The sequence below is a fragment of the Variovorax restrictus genome, assembly GCF_051216715.1.
GTDB lineage: Bacteria > Pseudomonadota > Gammaproteobacteria > Burkholderiales > Burkholderiaceae_C > Variovorax.
Window position 1 is genome coordinate 2,174,105 of sequence record NZ_JBPJZH010000001.1, and the last position, 20,256, is coordinate 2,194,360.

Genomic DNA, 20,256 nt, shown 5'->3' on the forward strand with positions numbered 1-20,256 from the left:
TCAGGCGGGTTGAGGCGCGGGCCGGGCGATCGCGCCTTCCTTCACCGGCAGGTTGACCAGCGCCGCCATCACGCCCAGCGCGATGGCGATGTACCAGACGATGTCGTAACTGCCCGTGCGGTCGTACAGAAAGCCGCCCAGCCACACGCCCAGGAAGGAGCCGACCTGGTGCCCCAGAAAGACGAAGCCGCTGAGCATCGACAGGTGGGCCACGCCGAAGATCTGGGCGATCAGCGCGTTGGTGGGCGGCACCGTCGACAGCCACAGGAAGCCGATCACCGCCGCGAACACGTACACCGACAGCGGCGACAACGGCACGATCAGGAACAGCGAGATGGCGATCGCGCGCCCGAAGTAGATGGACGCCAGGATCTTCCGCTTGGCCAGCTTCTGCCCCAGCGTGCCCGCGGTGTAGGTGCCGAACACGTTGAACAGCCCGATCAGCGCCAGCGCATAGCTCGCCACTTCCGGCGACAGGCCCTTGTCCTTGAGGTAGCTGGGCATGTGCACGCCGATGAACACCACCTGGAAGCCGCAGACGAAGTAACCCGCCATCAGCAGGCCGAAGCTGGGGTACTTGAAGGCCTCGATCACGGCCTGGACGATGGTCTGCTCGCGCCGGGCGCCGGGGGCGGCCACACGCGCGGGCTCGCGGAGCCCGAAGGCCAGCGGCACGATCAGCAGCACCACCGCGGCGAGCGCCAGCAGGGCGGTGTGCCAGCCGAGTCGGGCGATGAGCTGGCCCTCGATCGGCACCATCAGAAACTGGCCGAAGGAGCCGGCGGCCGCCGCCACGCCCATGGCCCACGAGCGCCGCTCCGCGGGAATCTGCCGCCCGATCACGCCGTAGATCACGGCATAGGTCGTGCCGGCCTGCGCCGCGCCGATCAGCACGCCGGCCGTCAGCGCGAAGAGCAGCGGCGTCGGCGACAGCGCCATGCCGGCCAACCCCAGCGCGTAGCAGACCGCGCCGATCAGCAGCACGCGGAAGGCACCGAGCTTGTCGGCCAGCATGCCGGCGAACACGCCCATCACGCCCCACGAGAGGTTCTGGATGGCGATGGCCAGAGAAAAGGTCTGGCGCGTCCAGCCCTGCTCCTGGGTGATCGGCTGCAGCCAGAGCCCGAAGCCATGGCGCACGCCCATCGAGAGGGTGACGATCATGGCGCCGCAGATCAGGACCTGCTTGAGCGACAAGGGTGGGGCGGGGGTGGACGGAGACATCCGGCGACTGTAGCCAATCGGCCTTGACAGCGCCGTTACCCGGGCGACTGGCATTCTTGAAATTTCGTCCGCATTCCGATGCCGCCGGCGCATCGATCGGCAGGGTACTGTATGAGCATCCAGTTCCCCGGCGCGTTGCTCACTACAATCCGCCCCCATGGCGACTTCCCCCAAGACTCTCCCCGAATACTCCGAAGGCTCGATCCGCGTCCTCAAGGGCCTCGAGCCGGTCAAGCAGCGTCCGGGCATGTACACCCGGACCGACAACCCGCTGCACATCATTCAGGAAGTGCTCGACAACGCCGCCGACGAGGCGCTGGCCGGCTACGGCAAGAAGATCAAGGTCACGTTGCATGCCGATGGTTCGGTCGGCATCGAAGACGACGGCCGCGGCATTCCCTTCGGCATGCACCCTGAAGAGCAGGCCCCGGTGGTCGAACTGGTCTTCACCCGGCTGCATGCGGGCGGCAAGTTCGACAAGGGCTCGGGCGGCGCCTACAGCTTCTCGGGCGGTCTGCACGGTGTGGGCGTGTCGGTGACCAACGCGCTGTCGAAGCGGCTCGAGGTCGTCTCGTACCGCGAGGGTTCCGTGGCCCAGCTGGCCTTCTCGGCCGGCGACGTGATCGAGCCGCTGCAGGTCCGTCCGCAGACCACCGGCGACCGCAAGCTGGGCACCACGGTGCGCGCCTGGCCGGACGCCAAGTACTTCGAAGTGGCCACACTGCCGATGCACGAGCTGACGCACCTGCTGCGCAGCAAGGCGGTGCTGATGCCCGGCGTGAGCGTCACGCTGGTCAACGAAAAGAACGGCGACGCGCAGACCTGGCTCTACAAAGGCGGCCTGCGCGACTACCTGATGCAGACGCTCAACGGCGAGCCGGTCATCCCGCTGTTCGAAGGCGCCGGCCATGCCGACAAGAACGCCGACAACTTCGCCGAAGGCGAGGGCGCCGACTGGTGCGTGGCCTTCACCGAAGACGGCCAGCCGGTGCGCGAGAGCTACGTCAACCTGATCCCGACCAGCGCCGGCGGCACGCACGAGAGCGGTCTGCGCGACGGCCTGTTCACGGCCGTCAAGAGCTTCATCGAATTCCATTCGCTGCTGCCCAAGGGCGTGAAGCTGCTACCCGAAGACGTGTTCGCGCGCGCCAGCTATGTGCTGAGCGCCAAGGTGCTCGACCCGCAGTTCCAGGGCCAGATCAAGGAGCGTCTCAACTCGCGCGACGCGGTGCGCCTGGTGTCGAGCTTTGTGCGCCCGGCGCTCGAGCTGTGGCTCAACCAGCATGTCGACTACGGCAAGAAGCTGGCCGAGCTCGCCATCAAGGCGGCCCAGACCCGCCAGAAGGCCGGCCAGAAGGTCGAGAAGCGCAAGGGCTCCGGCGTGGCCGTGCTGCCCGGCAAGCTGACCGACTGCGAAAGCAAGGACATCAGCCACAACGAGGTCTTCCTGGTCGAGGGCGACTCCGCCGGCGGCAGCGCCAAGATGGGCCGCGACAAGGAGTCGCAGGCGGTGCTGCCCCTGCGCGGCAAGGTGCTCAACACCTGGGAGGTCGAGCGCGACCGGCTCTTCGCCAACACCGAAATCCACGACATCTCGGTGGCGATCGGTGTCGACCCGCACGGCCCCAACGACACGCCCGACATGAGCGGCCTGCGCTACGGCAAGGTGTGCATCCTGTCGGATGCCGACGTGGACGGCTCGCACATCCAGGTGCTGCTGCTCACGCTGTTCTTCCGCCACTTTCCGAAGCTGATCGAGACCGGTCACGTCTACGTCGCCAAGCCGCCGCTGTACCGTGTCGACGCCCCCGCGCGCGGCAAGAAGCCGGCGTCGAAGGTGTATGCGCTGGACGAGGGCGAATTGGTCGCCACGCTCGACAAGCTGCGCAAGGACGGCGTCAAGGAAGGCGCCTGGAGCATCAGCCGCTTCAAGGGCCTGGGCGAAATGAGTGCGGAACAATTGTGGGAAACCACGCTCAATCCAGACACGCGCCGCCTGCTGCAGGTCGGCCTGGGCCGGCTGGCCTTCGGTGAAACCGAAGGCGAGATCACCAAGCTGATGGGCAAGGGCGAGGCCGCCGCGCGCCGCGAGCTGATGGAAATCCGCGCCGACGACATCGAGATCGACGTCTGAGGCCTGTCCTCGACCCAATGACCGACCGAACGAACCCATGATGTCTGCGTTGCGCTTCCGAACCCTGCTGGCCAGCCTGGTGCTGATCGCCGCGCCGGTGTTCGCGCAGGCCGCCGACATCTACGGCTACGTCGACGCGCAGGGCGTGGCCCACTTCGCCGCTGAGAAGCTCGACGCGCGCTACCAGCTCTTCTTCAAGGGCGGCCAGCAGTTCGACACGGCCGACGGCATCGCGCCGCTGGGAATCGCACGTGCGCCGAAGGGCGCCAGCGGCGGCAGCGTGACCCCGGCCGCGCAGACGCTGCTGGCGCTGTTCGAGGCCTCGCCCAACTACAAGGCGGCCAAGGCCGCGCTGCGTGACGCCGCGCGCACGCATTCGATCGACTACGAGCTGCTGCAGGCGCTGGTTGCGACCGAGTCGGGCTTCGATGCGCAGGCCGTGTCGCCCAAGGGCGCGCTGGGCCTGATGCAGCTGATGCCCGGCACGGCCGAGCGTTATGGCGTGCGCGGTGACAAGCGCAAGACCCAAGAAGCCAAGCTGTTCGACCCGCGCATCAACATCACCGCCGGTGCCCGTTACCTGGACCATCTCATCGACCTGTTCGAAGGCCAGATCGAACTGGCGCTGGCCGCCTACAACGCCGGCGAGGGCGCCGTGCAGCGCGCCGGCAACAAGATCCCGAATTACCGCGAGACGCAGAACTACGTGAAGACCGTGCTGCAGCTCTACGCCTACCTCAAGCCCGGCACGACCACCGGCCGCGGCCAGGCGCCAGGCCGGGTGCGCATGGAAATCGCGGCGCCGCGTGCCGCAACCGAAGCCGGCGCCGACACGGCCCCGCCGGCCACCGAATAGAACCGACAGACAGAGTCAGAGAAGCCAACAAGACATGGACGACCAACCCACGCTCGACCTCCCGAGCCCCGAAGACCCGAACGCGCTGACGCTGGCCGACTACGCGCAGACCGCGTACCTCGAATACGCGCTCAGCGTGGTCAAGGGCCGCGCGCTGCCTGACGTGAGCGACGGCCAGAAGCCGGTGCAGCGCCGCATCCTGTATTCGATGTCGCGCATGGGCCTGGGCTTTGGCGGCACCAATGGCACGGTCGGCGCCAAGCCGGTGAAGAGTGCGCGCGTGGTCGGTGACGTGCTCGGCCGCTTCCACCCGCACAGCGACCAGGCCGCCTACGACGCGCTGGTGCGCATGGCGCAGGATTTTTCGCAGCGATACCCGCTGGTCGATGGCCAGGGCAACTTCGGCAGCCGTGACGGCGACGGCGCCGCGGCGATGCGCTACACCGAGGCACGCCTCGCGCGCATCACCAGCCTGTTGCTCGACGAGATTGACGAAGGCACGGTCGACTTCATCCCCAACTACGACGGCAGCACCGAAGAGCCGCGTTTGCTGCCCGCGCGCCTGCCCTTCGTGCTGCTCAACGGCGCGAGCGGCATCGCGGTCGGCCTGGCCACCGAGATCCCGAGCCACAACCTGCGAGAGATCGCCGACGCCTGCGTCGCGCTCATCAAGACCAACGGCAAGCTGAGCGACGAAGAGCTGCTGCAGATCGTGCCCGGCCCCGACTACCCCGGCGGCGCGCAGATCATCAGCAGCCCGAGCGACATCGCCGACGCGTACCGCACGGGCCGCGGCTCGCTCAAGGTGCGTGCGCGCTGGAAGATCGAGGACCTCGCCCGCGGCCAGTGGCAGCTGGTGGTCAACGAACTGCCGCCGGGCGTGAGCACGCAGAAGGTGCTCGAAGAGATCGAGGAGCTGACCAACCCGAAGATCAAGGCCGGCAAGAAGGCCTTGTCGACCGAGCAGGTGCAGGTCAAGGCCGCCATCCTCTCGGTGCTCGACGTGGTGCGCGACGAGTCGAGCAAGGACGCCGCGGTGCGCCTGGTGTTCGAACCCAAGACCTCGCGCATCAGCCAGGAAGAATTCATCACCACGCTGTTGGCGCAGACCTCGCTGGAAAGCTCGTCGTCGATCAACCTCACGATGGTCGGCATCGATGGCAAGCCGGTGCAGAAGTCGATGCGGCAGATGCTCAACGAGTGGATCGCCTTCCGCGAACTCACCGTCGAGAAGCGCTCCAAGCACCGCCTGGGCAAGGTGCTGGACCGCATCCACATCCTCGAAGGCCGGCAGCTCGTGCTGCTGAACATCGACGAGGTGATCGCGATCATCCGCGCGGCGGACGACCCGAAGGCCGCGCTGATCGCGCGCTTCAACCTGAGCGAACGCCAGGCGGAGGACATCCTCGAGATCCGCCTGCGCCAACTGGCGCGGCTGGAAGCCATCAAGATCGAGCAGGAGCTCAAGGGCCTCAAGGAAGAGCAGAAGAAGTTGGAAGACATCCTCGGCAGCCCGGCCACGCTGCGCCGGCTGTTGATCAAGGAGATCGAGGCCGATGCCAAGACCTTCGAGGACGCCCGCCGCACGTTGATCCAGGCCGAGAAGCGCGCCGTCGCCGAAGTGAAGGTGGTCGACGAGCCGGTGACCGTCATAGTCTCGCAGAAGGGCTGGGTCCGCACGCAGAAGGGCTGGGCCAGCGAGAAGGCGGCCGGCGGTGCGCCGGCCGAGTACAGCTTCAAGTCCGGCGACACGCTCTACGGCGCCTTCGAATGCCGCAGCGTCGACACGCTGCTGGTCTTCGGCACGGCCAAGGACAAGACGGTGCGCGTCTACACGGTGCCCGTCGCATCGCTGCCGGGTGGCCGCGGCGACGGCCAGCCGGTCACGACGTTGATCGAACTGGACAGCGGGACGCACGTGGCGCATTACTTCGCGGGCCCGGTGGGCGCGCAACTGCTGCTGTCGAACACCGGCGGCTACGGCTTCATCGCCTCGGTCGAGAACATGATGTCGCGCCAGCGCGGCGGCAAGGCCTTCATCGACGTGGGCGAGGCCGAGCAGCTCTGCCGCCCGTCGCTGGTGGGTGGCGCCAGCGGCGCCGAGCCGATGCCGGCTGCGACGCACGTGGCCTGTGCATCGACAGGTGGCCGCATCCTGACCTTCGACATCACCGAGCTGAAGGCGCTGCCCAAGGGCGGCCGCGGGCTCACGCTGATCGACCTCGACCCCAAGGACACGCTCGCCGGTGCCGCGGCCTACACGCGCAGCGTGAAGATCGAAGGCATCGGCCGTGGCGGCAAGGAACGCGACGAAACGCTGGAGATCCGTTCGCTCAACAACGCCAAGGCGGCACGCGGCCGCAAGGGCAAGGCCGCCGACCTGGGCTTCAAGCCGGCGCAGATCACGCGGGTGCAGTGACGGAGCGACACACACCATGGGCAACATCGACTTCAGCACCATCGGCCTGGTCATCGCCGTGGCGACCGGCATCGGCAGCTACTTTCTCGGCCGCCACTTTCGCAAGGGGCGCGCCGAGAAGAAGCAGATCCAGCAGCGTGCCGCCGAGTACGCCACGCAAAGTCGCCAGGTGCGCCGCGCGCGCGAACGCAGCGCGCGCAAATGAGCCAAGGCGTACAGGTGTCGCCACTTTCTGACGCGGCGCTGTGCGGGCCTTGGCAATAATGGGCGTCTGCAGGAGCACCCATGAACAACGATGACGAGAAACTCGACGTGACGGCCAAGCTGGCCTTCGACCTCAACCTGGCGCTGTACCTTGACCTGGTCGCGGTGCTCGAGAAGGCGGGCGTCGTGACGTACCGCCAGATGGCCGCCCGCGTGCTGAACATCGGCATGGATGCGGCAGACGACGGCGATCTGGCGCTGTCGACGGCGCTCGAGGGCATTGCCAAGGGTTTCGCGGGGCACGGCGACGGCCTGTCGATTGGGCTCATGAAGGCGGCGCGCGACGTGCGCAACGACGAGGCGCTCGGCGACATCCCGATGCGGCCGGACGAGGGCTGATCGCCCGCCGCCTGTGGCCCTGTGAGACAGGGCCGACGTGCGAAACCTCGGTGCGCTGTCAGTGCGCGCAGTGTCTCTGACCCGCAGCGGCCGGATCGCAGAGGCAACCATCTGGCAACGGGCGACACACGCCCCGGTTCGACTTCTCCACCTGGTCCACCGCACGCCATGAAACGCCTTTGGGAACTCGACGCCGCGCGCGGCCTGATGCTGGTGTTGATGACCATCACGCACGTGCCGTCGCGCCTGACCGACCCGGTCGGCCAGCCCTTCGGCTTCGTTTCTGCCGCCGAAGGCTTCGTGCTGATGTCGGCCTTCGTCTCGGGCGTGGTCTACGCGCGCATCGGCTACACGCGCGGGGTCGACACCATGCGCAGCGGCTTCTGGCAACGCGCGCTCAAGATCTACTTCAGCCAGGCGGCGTTGCTGCTTTTCGTCTTCACCGTCATCGTGGCGATCGGGCTGAAGCTCGACCAGCCCGCGGTCAAGGAGATGATCAGGTACTACCTCGTCAACCCGCACGAGGGGCTGCTGTTCTCGCTGCTGCTGGTCTACCAGCCGGCCTTCCTCGACATCCTGCCGATGTACATCCTGTTCATGCTGATGAGCCCGTGGGTCATCGCCTTCGCAATGCGCCATGGCTGGTCATGGCCGATCGCCATCAGCGCCACGCTGTGGGCCGTCTCGCAGTTCGGCACCACGCCGTGGATCTACGAGATGACGAGCACGGCGCTGCGCATCCCGGTGCCCTACGACGAGACCGGTTCCTTCGACACCTTCTCATGGCAGTTCCTCTGGTTCTTCGGCATGTGGATGGGCGCGAGCCGCAGCGCGCCGGGCGCGCAGCCCTTCGTCTTCCCGCGGTGGATCCTCGGCACGGCCGTGGCGATCGCTGCGGCGTGCTTCGTGTGGCGCCACTTCGGTCCGGGCGGTCAAGCCCCGTTCGGCCAGGACGCGGGGCTGAACCTGCTGTTCGACAAGTGGCGCCTCGGGCCGCTGCGCCTGGTGAACCTCGCCGCCCTGTGCATCGTCGCGATCCGCTTCGGCCCACCGCTGCTCGCTCGGCTGCCGCGCCCACGCTGGCTGGAGGACATGGGCTCGGCATCGCTGCCGGTGTTCTGCGCGCACTTGGTCGCCGTGTTCGTCGTGGTGTCGCTCACCGGCGGTGGGTATGCCGCATTGCCCTATGGCGCGGACTTGCTGATCCTCGGGGCCGTGTTCGTGGCGCTGTACGGGGTGGCGCGTGCGGTGCAGCGGTGGGAGGCGCGCGGTGCCTCGATGCGCGTGAAAGCGCAGGCGGGTGATGCCCAAACTGCAGCGTCTGTGGACGCCCGCTAGCGCAACCCCTTCCACCACAGCGCATTCACACGTGTCTTGCCGATCGTCAGCACCTCGCCGATCTCCGGCGTGGCCAGCGGGATCTTCTCGCGTTCGGTGATGGCGGCGACGCGGTCGAGCGGGTCTTGCCAGGTATGGAAGGCGAGGTCGAAGGTGCTGTTGTGCACCAGGTAGAGCAGCTTGCCGCGCAGGTCTCGAAAGGCCTTCACCGTTTCGTCCGGCGTCATGTGCACCGACGGCCAGTAGGCGTCGTAGGCGCCGTTCTCCATCAGCGCGAGGTCGAAGCCGCCGAAGCGTTCACCGATCTGCGCGAAGCCGGGGAAGTAGCCGGAGTCGCCGCTGAAGAAGATGCGCTCGCCGCCGCTCTCGATCACCCACGACGCCCACAGCGTGCTGTCGCGGTCCCACAGCGTGCGGCCCGAGAAATGCTGCGACGGTGTGGCCGTGACCTGTACGTCGCCGTGTCGGCCCTGTTGCCACCAGTCGAACTCCTGGATGCGCTCGGATGCGACCTGTGCGTCACGCAGCCGTGCCCCGACGCCCAGCGGCACGAAGTAGCGCTGCACCCGTTCGCGCAGCGCGTCGATGGCGGCCAGGTCGAGGTGGTCGTAGTGGTCGTGCGAGAGGATCAGGCCTTCGATCGGCGGCAGTTCGGCCAGGGTCAGCGGTGGTGCATGGAAGCGCCTCGGCCCGGCCCATTGCACCGGCGATGCACGTTCGCTGAACACCGGGTCGATCAGCCAGTACTTGCCACGCAGCTTGAGCAGGTGCGACGAATGGCCGAGCCGCACGACATGGTTGGCGTTGTCGTCGAGCGCATCGAGCGCCGCGCGGTCGAGCTGTCGCACCGGGATCGGGTCGACGGGCACCGTGCCCGTCTTGTCGGCCGTGAAGAAGCGCGACCAGATCTTCCAGCCACTCTGCGACGGTTGCGCCTGCGGGTTGGGCGGGTTCTGGAAGCGGCAGTTGGTGTCGAACTGCGGCGACGCGGCCAGGCTGGCGTCGCAGCTGCCGCTGGTGGCGCAGCCCACCGCGAAGAGGCCGGCCAGGCCGGCGAAGAACCAGGCGGCGAGTCGGCGGTGGCGCAGTGGCATGAAAGAAGTCCGCGATGGTGTGTGAAGGTGCGCGCGAGCTTAGCGAGCCCGCCCGCCCGGCCTATCCCGTTCGCCACATTGCCCCCCGTCGGCCCCCGTGAAATATTGCGCCCTTCACCAAGAGGAGCCGGATGGACGACACCATCAAGGAACTCGTCAACGAGCGGCGCCGCGCGCTCCACGGCGCGGATGCTGCGGACAGCGGGCGGCGCCCATGGGGTCTGGCCCTGTCGGGCGGCGGCATCCGCAGCGCGACCTTCTGCCTGGGCCTGCTGAAGGCGCTGGCGCAGCACCGGCAACTGCTGGCCTTCGACCTGCTGTCGACGGTCTCGGGCGGCGGCTACATCGGCTCGACCCTGGGCCGGCTGTGCAGCCGCGCGACCACGCCCGACGACGTGCGCGCCGTGGAGGGTGCCTTCGCCGAGGTCGACAAGGTGCGCTTCGGCTGGTGGCTGCGCGGCAACGGCCGCTACCTGATCCCCGGCGGGATGCGCGACACCTTCTTCGCCGTCGCGCTGTTCCTGCGCAACCTGCTCGGCACGCACATCGAGATCGCCATCGCGGCCACGCTCATCGGGCTGGTGCTGGCCGCAGCCAACCTCGGCGCATGGGGCGCAGCGGTGGCGTGGATCGACCTGGGCAATGCGCAGGCGCCGCCACGCTGGCTGCAGATCGCGACCGGCCTGCCGACACTGTGGCTGCTGGCGCTGGTGCCCTGGGCACTGTCGATCGTGGTGGCCTGCGCCTACTGGTCGGTGCGCGACCGGCGTGCCTGGCGTCACCTGCTCGGCAACCTGGCGATGTGGTGCGTGCTGGGCGTGGCGGCGCGGTGGTTCCAGCCGACCTTCGAGCAGGACTTCGGTGGTCCGCTGTGGCTGGCGCCGGCCTTCATCGCGTTCTGCATCGCGTGGGTCGTGGGCCTTGGCTGGGTGATGTGGCGCGGTCGAAGCCGCGACGCCGCCACGCTGCGCAACGAACTCACCGATGCGCTGGCCCGCACGCTGCAGGCGGTGCTGGCGATCGCGCTGCTCGGCCTGCTCGACCGCCTGGCCTGGTGGCTCGCGGCCGAGACGCGCGAGAACCGTGCGTCGTACGGCGCCGTGCTGTTGGTGGCCGCAGCCGCGTTGCGTGGCGTGCTGCCCAGCTTCTTCGGCAGCAAGCGCGAGATGCCCGGCCTCGGCAAGCAGCTTCTCATGACGCTGGCCAGCGTGCTCGGCCTGCTCGTCGCGTTCTGCCTGGCCGCGTGGTGGATCGGCGTGCTCTACGCCGGCGTGCTGCTGCCGGTGTTCCGGCCCGACGTGGGGCTGGACTTCGTGCGGGGCTGGGTGTGGCTGGGCACCATCGGCGTCATCGTCGGCACCTACGCGCTGGTCACCGGGCCGCACTTCGCCTTCCTCAACCTGTCGTCGCTGCACATGTTCTACAAGGCGCGCATCGTGCGCGGCTACCTGGGTGCGGCCAATGCGCACCGGCTCGGCGGCGATCCGATGGGCGATGTGTTGGGCCTGACGCCGCCCGAGGTGCCGGTGGGCCAGGTCGATCCGGGCGACGACTTGCCGCAGCGCGACTACGCACCGCACCACCAGGGCGGGCCGGTGCACCTGATCAACGTGTGCATCAACCAGACGCACGACCCCAAGCAGAAGCTCTTCAACCGCGACCGCCGCAGCCTGCCGCTGACCATCGGCCCGCGCGGCTGGATGCAGGCCGTGGGCGGGCCGTGGACGCGCGCGCAGGGCGACGACGCGCTCACGCTCGGCGCGTGGGCCGCCATCTCGGGCGCGGCCTTCGCGCCCGGGCTGGGGCGACTCACCAAGCGTGGCATCGCGGCCTTGTCGGTGTTCGCCGGCCTGCGTCTGGGCTACTGGTGGAACAGCGAGCGCGCCGGCCTGCTGCAGCCCGGCGCGGCGACGCGCGTGAGCAAGGTGCTGATGAAGACGCGCTTTCTGCTGTTCGAATGCTTCGGCGCCTTCCCCGGCAGCGGCTCGGCCAACTGGTACCTCAGCGACGGCGGCCACTTCGAGAACACCGCCGCCTACGCGCTGCTGCGGCAGGAGGCCGAGCTGATCGTGGTGGCCGACTGCGGCGCCGACCCCGACTACCGCTTCACCGACCTCGAGATCCTGATCCGCCGTGCGCGCATCGACCTCAACGCCGACATCCTCTTCCTCAAGCCCTGCTGCGACGCCGCCTGGCCCTACAGCGGGCTCTTCGGTTCGCTCAACGACCTGGCCTCGCCGAGCAGCCAGGCCTGCCTGGCGCTGGCGCGCGTCGACTACGCGAGCGGGCTGCACGGCCACATCGTGTGGGTCAAGCCGAACGTGTCGGCGTCGCTGCCGGTCGACCTCGTCAACTTCAAGGCGGCCCACCCGCTGTTCCCGCAGCAGCCGACCACCGACCAGTTCTTCGACGAGGCGCAGTGGGAAAGCTACTTCCGCCTGGGCAGCGAGATCGGACAGCGCATCGACGGTGGCCTGCTCGCGCGCATCGTGCAGGGCACGCAGGGCCTGTTCGAGGCCGACGACGGCCAGCCGGTGCAGACGCCGACGACCCAAGGCACGGCCACTGCCGCCGCCACCATGAGCCGCCTGCAGGCCCGCGTGCTGAAGGCAGGCGCCGTCACGGCCTCCATCGGCTTCGGCACCGCGGCCACGCTCGGGGTTGCGGCCTGGCAGGGCATCGACAGCTGGCGCACGCAGGTGGCCGAGAAGCGCGCGGCCGAAGGCGTGGCCTTCAAGGACCTGAGCGAGCGCTGGTCGCGCCTGCGTGTGGACGCACCGCCCGGCGAGGCGCCGGCCTCGCTCGCGGCCGAACTGCTGCGCACCGGCGAACTGCTGTGCCGGCAGGGCGCCGACAACTTCATGGCCAATTTCAAACTGTCGGTGAGCATCGTCGACGACGCCAAGGCCGCCTGCCGGATCGCCTTGGCGAATGCGCCTGCCACCGGCGGCGCGTCAGGCCTGAGCCCGAACCCGGCGTGCACCCGGCTGCTCGACGCCAACAACGGCATCGATTGCCTGCAGCCCGCCGGCGCGCCCGCCTGCACGCCACGCTACTGGGCACGCGACTACACCGGCAGCGTGCCGGCGCTGGAGAACTGCATGGGGGCGCCTTCGGCCACCGGCGCCGCCGTCGCCGCGTCGACGGCGTCGCCGACCCCGCCCTACAGCGCGCCCGTGCCGCCACCGCCCATGACCGGCGCTGCTCCGGACGCGTCGTCCACCGCGCCACCCACGAGCGGTGCCGCCGCACCGGCGCGGCCGACGGCCGTGAGCCGCACCGCCTGCGCCAACGCCACGGTCTACATCCAGGTCTTCGGCCCCGAATCGCTGAGCGTGGCCAACAGCTTTCGCGCGCCGTGGCAAGGGCTCGGTGCCAACGTGCCGGCGGTCGAGGACGTGCTGGCGAGTTCGCGCAAGGCCGGTCGTTCGCCCCCTGCGGGGCACCCCCGGCCGACCCTGATCTACGGCGAAGGGATGCGAGCCTGTGCCGAAGCGCTCGGGGCCACGGCGGCGGCACCGGGCGGGGCGTGGGACGTGATGCCGTTGCCTGCGCGTCTGAAGGCGCAGCCGCGCACGGTCGAGGTTTGGCTGCCGCGGCCGACGGCGTCCTCGCCCTCTTTCTCGCCCGCGTCCTGAACGCCGCGGCACCACCCGGTACGCCGAACGAACCTGGAGCTTTCCGATGGCGACGAAAAAGACCGCTGCAACCGCGCGCACGACGCAACAACGACAACTGCTCGACAAGATGCGCACTTACGTGCGCACCAAGGCCGCCCAACTGCTGGCAGACCCGAACATCTCCAGTGTCGGTATCGGCCGCAAGCAGACCGCGGGCAAGGCCGATGGCGCACTGGCGATCCAGTTCACTGTCAACAGCAAGGTCGCGCCCGAGCAGGTCGAAGGCATCGGCAGCACGCCGATTCCCACGCACATCGAGATCGACGGCGTCGCGGTGCCGACGGATGTCATCGAGCGCAGCTACAAGCCCAGCTATATCGCCGTGCAGATCGAGGCCAAGGACCCGCGCAAGGTGCATGCCGACACCGTCGTGCCCGGCCTCAGCGTGGGCAACCGCTTCACGACGGCCGGCACCATCGGCGCTTTCGTGCGCGACCGCACGAGCGGCGCCGTCGTGCTGCTGTCGAACTGGCATGTGCTGCACGGCGGGCAGGCGCAGGTCGGCGCCGACATCGTGCAGCCCGGCCAACACGACGACAACCGCGTCGACCGCAACATCATGGGCACGCTGCTGCGCAGCCATCTCGGCCCGGCCGGCGACTGCGCCATCGCCTCGGTCTTCGGGCGTGCGTTATCCGGTGAAGTGATGGGGCTCGGCGTGTCGGTCGACAGCATTGCCGACGCGGAGATCGGCGACCGTGTCGTCAAGAGCGGTCGCACCACTGCGGTCACGCGCGGCCGCGTGGTGCGCATCGAGGTCAATACCAAGATGAGCTACCCCGACGGCGTGTCGGCGGTGGTGGGTGGCTTCGAGATCGGCATCGACGAGGACGCGGTGCCGCCGGAGCGCGAGATCTCGCGCGGCGGCGATTCGGGCGCGGCCTGGCTCGCGCTCGCGCGCGGCAAGCCGACCGGTGTGATGTTGGGGCTTCACTTCGCGGGCGATGCAGAAGGCACGGCCGCCGAATTCGCGCTGGCCTGCTACGCCAAATCGGTGATGACCGCGCTGGACGTCGAGCCCGTTGGCGCCTTCACGACTTCGCTGGCCGCAGAAGCAGCGACCGATGAGGAGGCCCTGCGCACCGGCTATGACCCGCGCTTCACCGGCTTCGCCGTGCCGGTGCCCACCTTCACCGCGAGCCGCCGCAAGGACCTCGCCATGCTCGACGACGAGGCCGAGCTGCGCTACTGCCACTTCTCGGTCTGGCTCAGCCGAACGCGCAAGTACCCGCTGTGCGTGGCCTGGAACATCGACGGCAACGGCTTCAAGCGCATCCAGCGGACCGGCTTTCGCGCCGACCGGCGCGGCGACCTGGAGGACTTCCAGCTGACCGACGCGATCTATGTGCGGAACCCCTTCGACAAGGGCCACATCGCGCGGCGCGCCGACCTCTGCTGGGGCCCGTCGGAAGAGGCGCGGCAGGGCAACTTCGACAGCAGCTTCTACAGCAATATCGTGCCGCAGCACGAGGCCTTCAACGAGAGCACCAACAAGAGCGCCGACCCTAAAGGCGGCGTCTGGGGTCGCCTGGAAAACACGCTGCTGGACACCGAGGCGCCGCGTGACCTGCGGATTGCGCTGTTGGCCGGCCCGGTGTTCGGCAAGAAGGACCGCACCTTCACGCAAAACGGAGAGAGCTGTCGTGTGCCCGACGAGTTCTGGAAGGTGGCGGCCTTTGTCGATGACGTTGACAAGAAGGACAAGGTCTACGGCTTCCTGCTCACGCAGAAGCACTTGGTGGCGCCGCTGATCACGCCGGAGTCGCTCTCGCTCGACCTCGAAGACTGGGTGTGGGCGCGCATCACGCTGCGCGACCTCGAGGCGCGCACCGGCGTGCGCTTTGCGAAGGCGCTGCACAAGCGAGAGAGCCCGTTCAGCGTGGTTCAGCAGTTGGACGACTCGCCGGCGTTGAAGCTGCTCGCCGGTCCGGCGGACTACTTCGCGTAGCGTCCGTACCGACCTGCGCCTCCAGCTCGGCGCGAAGCCGACGCACGGCCCGCTCATGGCCCGCCGTCTGCGGCCCGCGGCCATGGGTCGCCGCCTTGCGGATCATCCGCAGCTGTTCGCGCTGCAGCTGCGTCTTCAGGCGGCGCGCCCGTCGGCCGAAGGTCTGGCCGATGGCGCGGCGCGCCTGCAGGCGCTGCAGCGGCGCACCGAGGCGCACCCATTCGTCGTCCGCGATCAGGTGGCGCTCGGGAAAGAAGTAGGCGGCCAGGCCATGCAGGTACGTGCCGTTCTCGCGCGCGGCCACGCGCCACAGCAGCCAGGCCGCGGTCATCGCCGGGATGCCCTTGACGACCAGCAGCGCCGCCAGGTCGCCGTAGCCGTTGCCGAAGCGGTCTTCCAGCAGCGGCGAGTTCCACACGAAGTGCATCGCCCACGCCAGCGCGAAGCAGCCGACGACGGCCGCGAGCCGCGCCGCCATCGGCCGCTGCGGATGCAGCAGGAACCACGCGACGCCGAAAGACGCGATGGTCGTGTAGGCCGCATGCGTCCACAGCCCGCTGAGCACGCCGCGCGTCAGCAGGTTCAGCAGCACCGGCGCCACCTGGCTTTCGCGCGGGAAGTTGAGCGAACTGGTGACGGTGTCGCTGAGGTTCTCGATCACCTGGAAGCCCAGCCCCGTCATGGCGCCGACGATCAGCACCGACAGCGTGGTCTGGAACTGCGTGCGCGCCACCAGCACAAGCAGCACCACGCCCGCGAGCTTGAGGAACTCCTCCGTGACCGGCCCCGCGATGGCCGGCCCCCACACCCCCGCGAATTCCGGCGACACCAGCTTGGCGCACAGGTTCTGGATGGCGACGTTGGCTGGCGCCGCGAAGAACACCGCACCGAAACCGCCCCACGCGAAGGCCAGAATGAAGGCGCCCGGCGAGTGCTGTTCGAGCAGGTCCAGCGCGCGGAACGCCAGCACGAAGGCGAGGGCGTACAGCCCCCAGACCACGAGTCCGAGGAAGGCGGTGATGGGCACCACGCGGAACCCTGTCGAGAAAATCTGAGCGGTGTAGAACAGGCCGTTGACGATCAGCACCACCAGCAGCCAGAAGGCCACGCGCCGCGGTTGGATGAACGAGTCGGTGCCGACGGGCCAGGTGGCCTGTACGGGGTCGAAGGCGGTCGGGGTCACAGCGGCGCGCCCAGGTCCATCGAGTCGAGCATGCGGCGCGCATCGTCGATCGAATCGCTCAGGCCATCGTTGGCGCCATAGAAGTCGACCCGCACGACCGCCTTGCGCCGCAGGTCGACCACCTGCCACAGCCGGCCCGCCAGCTTCGGCCCGTAGTAGGCGAAGGTCACGCCCTGCATGCCCCAGCCGTTGATGAAGTCGGAGACGTCGCCGTCGATGCGCAGCCCCTGGCCGCGCTCCATCAGCCGAAGCTGACGCGCCATCGGCCCATTCGGCCCGCCTTCCCACGACGCCGTGCTCACCTGGAACTTGTGGCTGCCCTTGAAGAGCGTCAATGTGTTGCTCGACTTCGAGCGGGCCAGGTCCATCTGCCACCCGGGCTCGGGGACGAAGCGCGCCGGGCCGACCGTCAACGTCTCGCCCGGCGCCAGTGGCCGGCTGCCGGGCGTGTGACGGTCCCACAGCGTGAGGCCACCGACATAGCCGCCGATGGCCAGCACGATGCCCAGCGCACCGGGCCAGGTGCGATAGGGGATGCGGCGCGAGGGCGCATGCATGGTCTCGGGGCGTCGCGCCGGGGCTGGCGGCGCGTGCTAGGGCGTGGTCCGGTGCGGGAGGTCGAGGCGCAGCTCGACGAACAGCTTGTCGGGCGAGGCCCAGATGAAGGTGCGGTCGACGACCTCGAGCCGCTGGCCACCGGCGATCCAGTCCCAGCAGATGCAGTCGCCGATCGCGGGAATGGTCGGGTAACTCGCCGTGGTCATGGAATGCGACTTCATGCCTTCCTGGTGGAACAGCGCGTCGGCCGCGCCGTCGAAAACCAGGTTGATCTCGTAGCTGGTGGTTGCCATGGGTCGAAGCCGCGCGGGCGACGTGGTGTGGGTGTGCGGCGACTCTACACCGCGCTCTACACCGCGATGCAGACCGCTTCGTCGAGCGGCCACTCCTGCAGGTTGACCCCGGCGCCGCCCCGGTCGACCACGATGAAGTCGCGCACCGCGCCGAGCGCGAGCAGCGGGTGGTGCCACACGTTGCGCGCGTAGTTCACGCCCTGCCAGCCGCTGCTGACGAAGGCGCGCAGTGCGCCGGGCCGGCCGTTGTCGTCTTCGGCGACGACCACGTAGTAGGGCGCGTCGACCAGCGGAATGAAGGCCTGCGAGCCGAGCGGGTGCCGCTCCATCAGGCTCAGGTGCACCGGCTCGTCGCGCGGCTGAGCGCGAAACAGGTTGATCAGCGTGCGGCCGCCTTCGGACAGCACGTCGACCTGCGCCAGGTCATGGAAGCGGATGGTCGTGCCCGCGTTGATCGACATCTGCTTCGCGCCAGCCAGTTCGATAACGTCGCCGAAGGGCGCGAAGGCGGCGGCGGTCAGGGGCTCGGGGTGGAGGGTTCGCATGCCCTCAATTCTCGGACGTCTCGAAGGCCGCGAAGCGCTGGCGCATGAAGTTGCTGACGTGCGGCGTGAATTCCATGAAGCCCTTCACCGCATGAAACTCCGGCGTGTCGTAGACCCAATCGCCCGCCACCTCGTAGATGGCCGCGTACTTCGGCCCGCCTTCGAGCGACACGAAGCGCCGGGCCGACAGCCAGCCGGGGCAGGCGAGCAGGGCGGGCACGTGCACCGCGTCGTACCAGGCGTTGAAGGCCTCTTCGTGCGCCGGGTCGATGTCGACGCGCACCATGTGCAATTGCGGCGCGCCGCTCATGCCGCCACCTTCGGCTTGACCCGCGGGAACTTGAGCGTGGCTTCGGCCTTGAGCACTTCCTTGCCCTCTTCGTTGGTGGCGCTGGCCTGCCAGATCACGCTGCGCGTCTCGGCGTTCATCTGCGCGATCCACACCTTGAATTCGATCGTGTCGCCGTAGAACACCGGGCCGGTGAACCAGAAGCGGTCTTCGATCGAGATGCCCAGCGTGCCCGCCAGCTCGGCGGTCAGCACGCTGGTGCAGATGCCCGCGACCAGGATGCCGGGCGCCAGGCGCTGGCCGAAGCGCGTGGTCTGCGCGTAGCTGTCGTCGACGTGCACCGGGCCGAAGTCGCCGGTGGCCGCGATGTAGAGCGCGCCGTCGGCCTCGGTGATGGTCTTGCGCACCGACACCGTCTGGCCGAGGTGCAGGCTGTCGAAAGGCTTGAGTTCGTACATGGCTGGGTTGCCTCGTCGCGTCAGCCGCGCGGCTGCACGGGCACCAGCGTCGCCGTGCCCTGCGCCATGACTTCGCCGGTGGACTTGGTGCAGCGCACGCTGCACGACGCCGCAGCGTCGGTCACATCGAGCACCTCGATGCGCGACTCGACCGTCTCGCCCACCAGCACCGGCAGCGCGAAGTCGATCTGCAACCCGCCCAGGCGCCACGCCGTGCCCGCTACGCGATTGAGGGCCGTCGTTGCCAGCGCCACCGCGTTCAGCTCGAAGGCCAGCATGTTGTCGAAGCCTGCCCCTTCGGCGGCACGCTTGTCGACGTAGAGCGGCGCCATGTTGCCGCTGATGCCGGTGAACATCGCCTGCTCGGCGACGGTGAGGGTCTTGCGGAACGACATGGCGTCGCCGACTTTGAGCGCAGTCATTGGAAAGCTCCAGGAAAGAGGGGGAAGTCGTGCGTCAGAGCACGAGGCCGTTCTTGATCACCGCCTTGGCGATCAGCATGCGGTGGATTTCCGAGGTGCCGTCGTACAGGCGCGTCACGCGGCTGTCGCGGTAGATGCGTTCCAGCGGCAGGTCCTTGCAGAAACCCATGCCGCCGAACACCTGGATGCCGCGGTCGGCCACGCGGCCGATCATCTCGGAGGCATACAGCTTGACCATCGACACCTTGTCGCGCGGCTCGCGGCCCTGGTCGAGTTCCCACGCGGTGTTGAGCACCATCATCCGCGTCGCGAAGATCTCGGTGGCCGAGTCCGCGATCATCTGCTGCACCATCTGGAAGTCGCCGATCGGCTGGCCGAACTGCTTTCGTTCCGACGCGTAGGTGCGCATCATCTCCAGCACGCGCGACGCCATGCCGACGGCCCGTGCGCCGATGTGCGCGAGCCGGATGCCGGCCACGCTGTTCATGATCAGCTTGAAGCCGCCGCCGACCTCGCCCAGCACCGAATCCGCCGGGATGCTGCATTCGTCGAAGGACAGTTCGGCATGGCCGTAGCCGCGGTGGCCCATCATGGGCTGCACGCGGTTCACCGTGAAGCCCGGCGTGCCTTTGTCGACCAGGAAGAGCGTGATGCCGCCGCGGGCGCGCTTCTCCTTGTCGGTGAGCGCCATCACGATCACGTAGTCGGCGATGTCGCCGTCGCTGATGAAGTGCTTGCCGCCGTTGAGCACCCAGCGGTCGCCCTCGAGCCGCGCCGTGGTCGAGATCGACGCCGCGTCGGAGCCCGCACCGGGCTCGGTGATGGCCATGGCGCAGATCTTGTCGCCCTTCACCGTGGGCAGCAGGTACTTCTCGCGCTGCGCCGCATTGCAGGGCAGCAGCATCGGGTAGACCTGGCCGAACACGCGGCGGATCAGCGCGTCGGAGGTCTTGCCGAACTCTTCTTCCACCAGGCACATCGTCACGTTGTCGAGCCCGCCGCCACCGCAGTCCTCGGGCATGTTCATCGCGAACAGGCCCAGCTCCTGCGCCTTGCCGCGCACGCGCTTCAGGGCCTCGGGCGGCACGTGGCCGAGCGCTTCGGTTTCGTTTTCGAGCGGCTGCACTTCCTGCGTGACGAAGCGGCGCACGGTGTCGACGAGCAATTGCGTGTCGGAGGGGACGGAGAAGTCGAACATGGGTGGGCGATGAA

The 20,256-nt window shown here is 68.5% G+C and carries 18 protein-coding genes; 8 read left to right on the forward strand and 10 right to left on the reverse strand.

The annotated features are described in order from the left end of the window. A complete protein-coding gene (locus ACSFA0_RS10280) occupies nt 1–1,224 on the reverse strand; it encodes an MFS transporter (RefSeq protein ID WP_435450080.1) in 1,224 nt (407 codons plus the stop codon). Between the two features lie 157 nt (nt 1,225–1,381). Here ACSFA0_RS10280 and ACSFA0_RS10285 point away from each other — a divergent pair, with 157 nt between their 5' ends. From ACSFA0_RS10285 to opgC, 6 genes are all read left to right on the forward strand, one after another. Next, nucleotides 1,382–3,358, forward strand: a complete 1,977-nt coding sequence (locus tag ACSFA0_RS10285; RefSeq protein ID WP_435450081.1) for a DNA topoisomerase IV subunit B — start codon at nt 1,382–1,384, stop codon at nt 3,356–3,358. Between the two features lie 40 nt (nt 3,359–3,398). Continuing rightward, nucleotides 3,399–4,214 (forward strand): lytic transglycosylase domain-containing protein, encoded by an 816-nt coding sequence (locus tag ACSFA0_RS10290; RefSeq protein WP_435450082.1) that lies wholly within the window; start codon nt 3,399–3,401, stop codon nt 4,212–4,214. 34 nt (nt 4,215–4,248) lie between these two features. After that, a complete protein-coding gene (parC, locus tag ACSFA0_RS10295; protein WP_435450083.1) occupies nt 4,249–6,633 on the forward strand; it encodes a DNA topoisomerase IV subunit A in 2,385 nt (794 codons plus the stop codon). Between the two features lie 16 nt (nt 6,634–6,649). Further along, on the forward strand, nt 6,650–6,838 hold the full coding sequence (locus ACSFA0_RS10300) for a hypothetical protein (protein WP_435450084.1): 189 nt from the start codon (nt 6,650–6,652) through the stop codon (nt 6,836–6,838). A gap of 80 nt (nt 6,839–6,918) precedes the next feature. Next, nucleotides 6,919–7,236 (forward strand): hypothetical protein, encoded by a 318-nt coding sequence (locus ACSFA0_RS10305; protein ID WP_435450085.1) that lies wholly within the window; start codon nt 6,919–6,921, stop codon nt 7,234–7,236. Nucleotides 7,237–7,404: 168 nt separating this feature from the next. After that, entirely contained in the window at nt 7,405–8,574 is a 1,170-nt protein-coding gene (gene opgC, locus ACSFA0_RS10310) for an OpgC domain-containing protein (RefSeq protein WP_435450086.1), read from the forward strand. Here the strand turns inward: opgC and ACSFA0_RS10315 are convergent. Beyond that, entirely contained in the window at nt 8,571–9,668 is a 1,098-nt protein-coding gene (locus tag ACSFA0_RS10315; protein ID WP_435450087.1) for an MBL fold metallo-hydrolase, read from the reverse strand. The genes opgC and ACSFA0_RS10315 overlap by 4 nt on opposite strands. A gap of 131 nt (nt 9,669–9,799) precedes the next feature. Between ACSFA0_RS10315 and ACSFA0_RS10320 the strand changes: the two genes are divergently transcribed. Both ACSFA0_RS10320 and ACSFA0_RS10325 read left to right on the forward strand, forming a co-directional pair. Further along, complete coding sequence (locus ACSFA0_RS10320) at nt 9,800–13,306, forward strand: patatin-like phospholipase family protein (RefSeq protein WP_435450088.1); 3,507 nt, start codon at nt 9,800–9,802, stop codon at nt 13,304–13,306. Nucleotides 13,307–13,352: 46 nt separating this feature from the next. Further along, on the forward strand, nt 13,353–15,296 hold the full coding sequence (locus ACSFA0_RS10325; RefSeq protein ID WP_435450089.1) for a DNA/RNA non-specific endonuclease: 1,944 nt from the start codon (nt 13,353–13,355) through the stop codon (nt 15,294–15,296). Here ACSFA0_RS10325 and ACSFA0_RS10330 read toward each other — a convergent pair. The 8 genes from ACSFA0_RS10330 to ACSFA0_RS10365 are packed head-to-tail and all read right to left on the reverse strand — an operon-like array spanning nt 15,223 to nt 20,242. Then, entirely contained in the window at nt 15,223–16,479 is a 1,257-nt protein-coding gene (locus ACSFA0_RS10330; protein WP_435450090.1) for a PrsW family intramembrane metalloprotease, read from the reverse strand. The two genes, ACSFA0_RS10325 and ACSFA0_RS10330, sit on opposite strands and share 74 nt — an antisense overlap. Then, nucleotides 16,476–17,036, reverse strand: coding sequence for a hypothetical protein (locus tag ACSFA0_RS10335; RefSeq protein WP_435450091.1), 561 nt, complete (start codon nt 17,034–17,036; stop codon nt 16,476–16,478). Before ACSFA0_RS10335 ends, ACSFA0_RS10330 begins: the two co-directional genes overlap by 4 nt. A 36-nt stretch (nt 17,037–17,072) precedes the next feature. After that, entirely contained in the window at nt 17,073–17,330 is a 258-nt protein-coding gene (locus tag ACSFA0_RS10340; protein ID WP_435450092.1) for a hypothetical protein, read from the reverse strand. Between the two features lie 56 nt (nt 17,331–17,386). Then, a complete protein-coding gene (locus tag ACSFA0_RS10345; RefSeq protein WP_435450093.1) occupies nt 17,387–17,875 on the reverse strand; it encodes an ureidoglycolate lyase in 489 nt (162 codons plus the stop codon). A 4-nt stretch (nt 17,876–17,879) separates the two neighbouring features. Next, entirely contained in the window at nt 17,880–18,185 is a 306-nt protein-coding gene (locus tag ACSFA0_RS10350; protein WP_435450094.1) for a hypothetical protein, read from the reverse strand. Beyond that, nucleotides 18,182–18,622 (reverse strand): MaoC family dehydratase, encoded by a 441-nt coding sequence (locus tag ACSFA0_RS10355; protein WP_435450095.1) that lies wholly within the window; start codon nt 18,620–18,622, stop codon nt 18,182–18,184. The genes ACSFA0_RS10350 and ACSFA0_RS10355 overlap by 4 nt, the downstream gene beginning before the upstream one ends. 20 nt (nt 18,623–18,642) lie before the next feature. Then, a complete protein-coding gene (locus tag ACSFA0_RS10360) occupies nt 18,643–19,044 on the reverse strand; it encodes a MaoC family dehydratase (protein WP_435450096.1) in 402 nt (133 codons plus the stop codon). Nucleotides 19,045–19,078: 34 nt separating this feature from the next. Then, complete coding sequence (locus tag ACSFA0_RS10365) at nt 19,079–20,242, reverse strand: acyl-CoA dehydrogenase family protein (protein ID WP_435450097.1); 1,164 nt, start codon at nt 20,240–20,242, stop codon at nt 19,079–19,081. Nucleotides 20,243–20,256: the final 14 nt, after the last annotated feature.

What these genes read in the sequence shown, in the direction of transcription:
- ACSFA0_RS10315 (WP_435450087.1), bottom strand. Translation starts at nt 9,668, where the DNA reads ATGCCACTGCGCCACCGCCGACTCGCCGCCTGGTTCTTCGCCGGCCTG.
- ACSFA0_RS10300 (WP_435450084.1), top strand. Translation starts at nt 6,650, where the DNA reads ATGGGCAACATCGACTTCAGCACCATCGGCCTGGTCATCGCCGTGGCG.
- ACSFA0_RS10360 (WP_435450096.1), bottom strand. Translation starts at nt 19,044, where the DNA reads ATGACTGCGCTCAAAGTCGGCGACGCCATGTCGTTCCGCAAGACCCTC.
- ACSFA0_RS10305 (WP_435450085.1), top strand. Translation starts at nt 6,919, where the DNA reads ATGAACAACGATGACGAGAAACTCGACGTGACGGCCAAGCTGGCCTTC.
- ACSFA0_RS10280 (WP_435450080.1), bottom strand. Translation starts at nt 1,224, where the DNA reads ATGTCTCCGTCCACCCCCGCCCCACCCTTGTCGCTCAAGCAGGTCCTG.
- ACSFA0_RS10285 (WP_435450081.1), top strand. Translation starts at nt 1,382, where the DNA reads ATGGCGACTTCCCCCAAGACTCTCCCCGAATACTCCGAAGGCTCGATC.
- ACSFA0_RS10355 (WP_435450095.1), bottom strand. Translation starts at nt 18,622, where the DNA reads ATGTACGAACTCAAGCCTTTCGACAGCCTGCACCTCGGCCAGACGGTG.
- ACSFA0_RS10325 (WP_435450089.1), top strand. Translation starts at nt 13,353, where the DNA reads ATGGCGACGAAAAAGACCGCTGCAACCGCGCGCACGACGCAACAACGA.
- ACSFA0_RS10320 (WP_435450088.1), top strand. Translation starts at nt 9,800, where the DNA reads ATGGACGACACCATCAAGGAACTCGTCAACGAGCGGCGCCGCGCGCTC.
- ACSFA0_RS10365 (WP_435450097.1), bottom strand. Translation starts at nt 20,242, where the DNA reads ATGTTCGACTTCTCCGTCCCCTCCGACACGCAATTGCTCGTCGACACC.
- ACSFA0_RS10350 (WP_435450094.1), bottom strand. Translation starts at nt 18,185, where the DNA reads ATGAGCGGCGCGCCGCAATTGCACATGGTGCGCGTCGACATCGACCCG.
- parC (WP_435450083.1), top strand. Translation starts at nt 4,249, where the DNA reads ATGGACGACCAACCCACGCTCGACCTCCCGAGCCCCGAAGACCCGAAC.
- ACSFA0_RS10290 (WP_435450082.1), top strand. Translation starts at nt 3,399, where the DNA reads ATGTCTGCGTTGCGCTTCCGAACCCTGCTGGCCAGCCTGGTGCTGATC.
- opgC (WP_435450086.1), top strand. Translation starts at nt 7,405, where the DNA reads ATGAAACGCCTTTGGGAACTCGACGCCGCGCGCGGCCTGATGCTGGTG.
- ACSFA0_RS10335 (WP_435450091.1), bottom strand. Translation starts at nt 17,036, where the DNA reads ATGCATGCGCCCTCGCGCCGCATCCCCTATCGCACCTGGCCCGGTGCG.
- ACSFA0_RS10340 (WP_435450092.1), bottom strand. Translation starts at nt 17,330, where the DNA reads ATGGCAACCACCAGCTACGAGATCAACCTGGTTTTCGACGGCGCGGCC.
- ACSFA0_RS10345 (WP_435450093.1), bottom strand. Translation starts at nt 17,875, where the DNA reads ATGCGAACCCTCCACCCCGAGCCCCTGACCGCCGCCGCCTTCGCGCCC.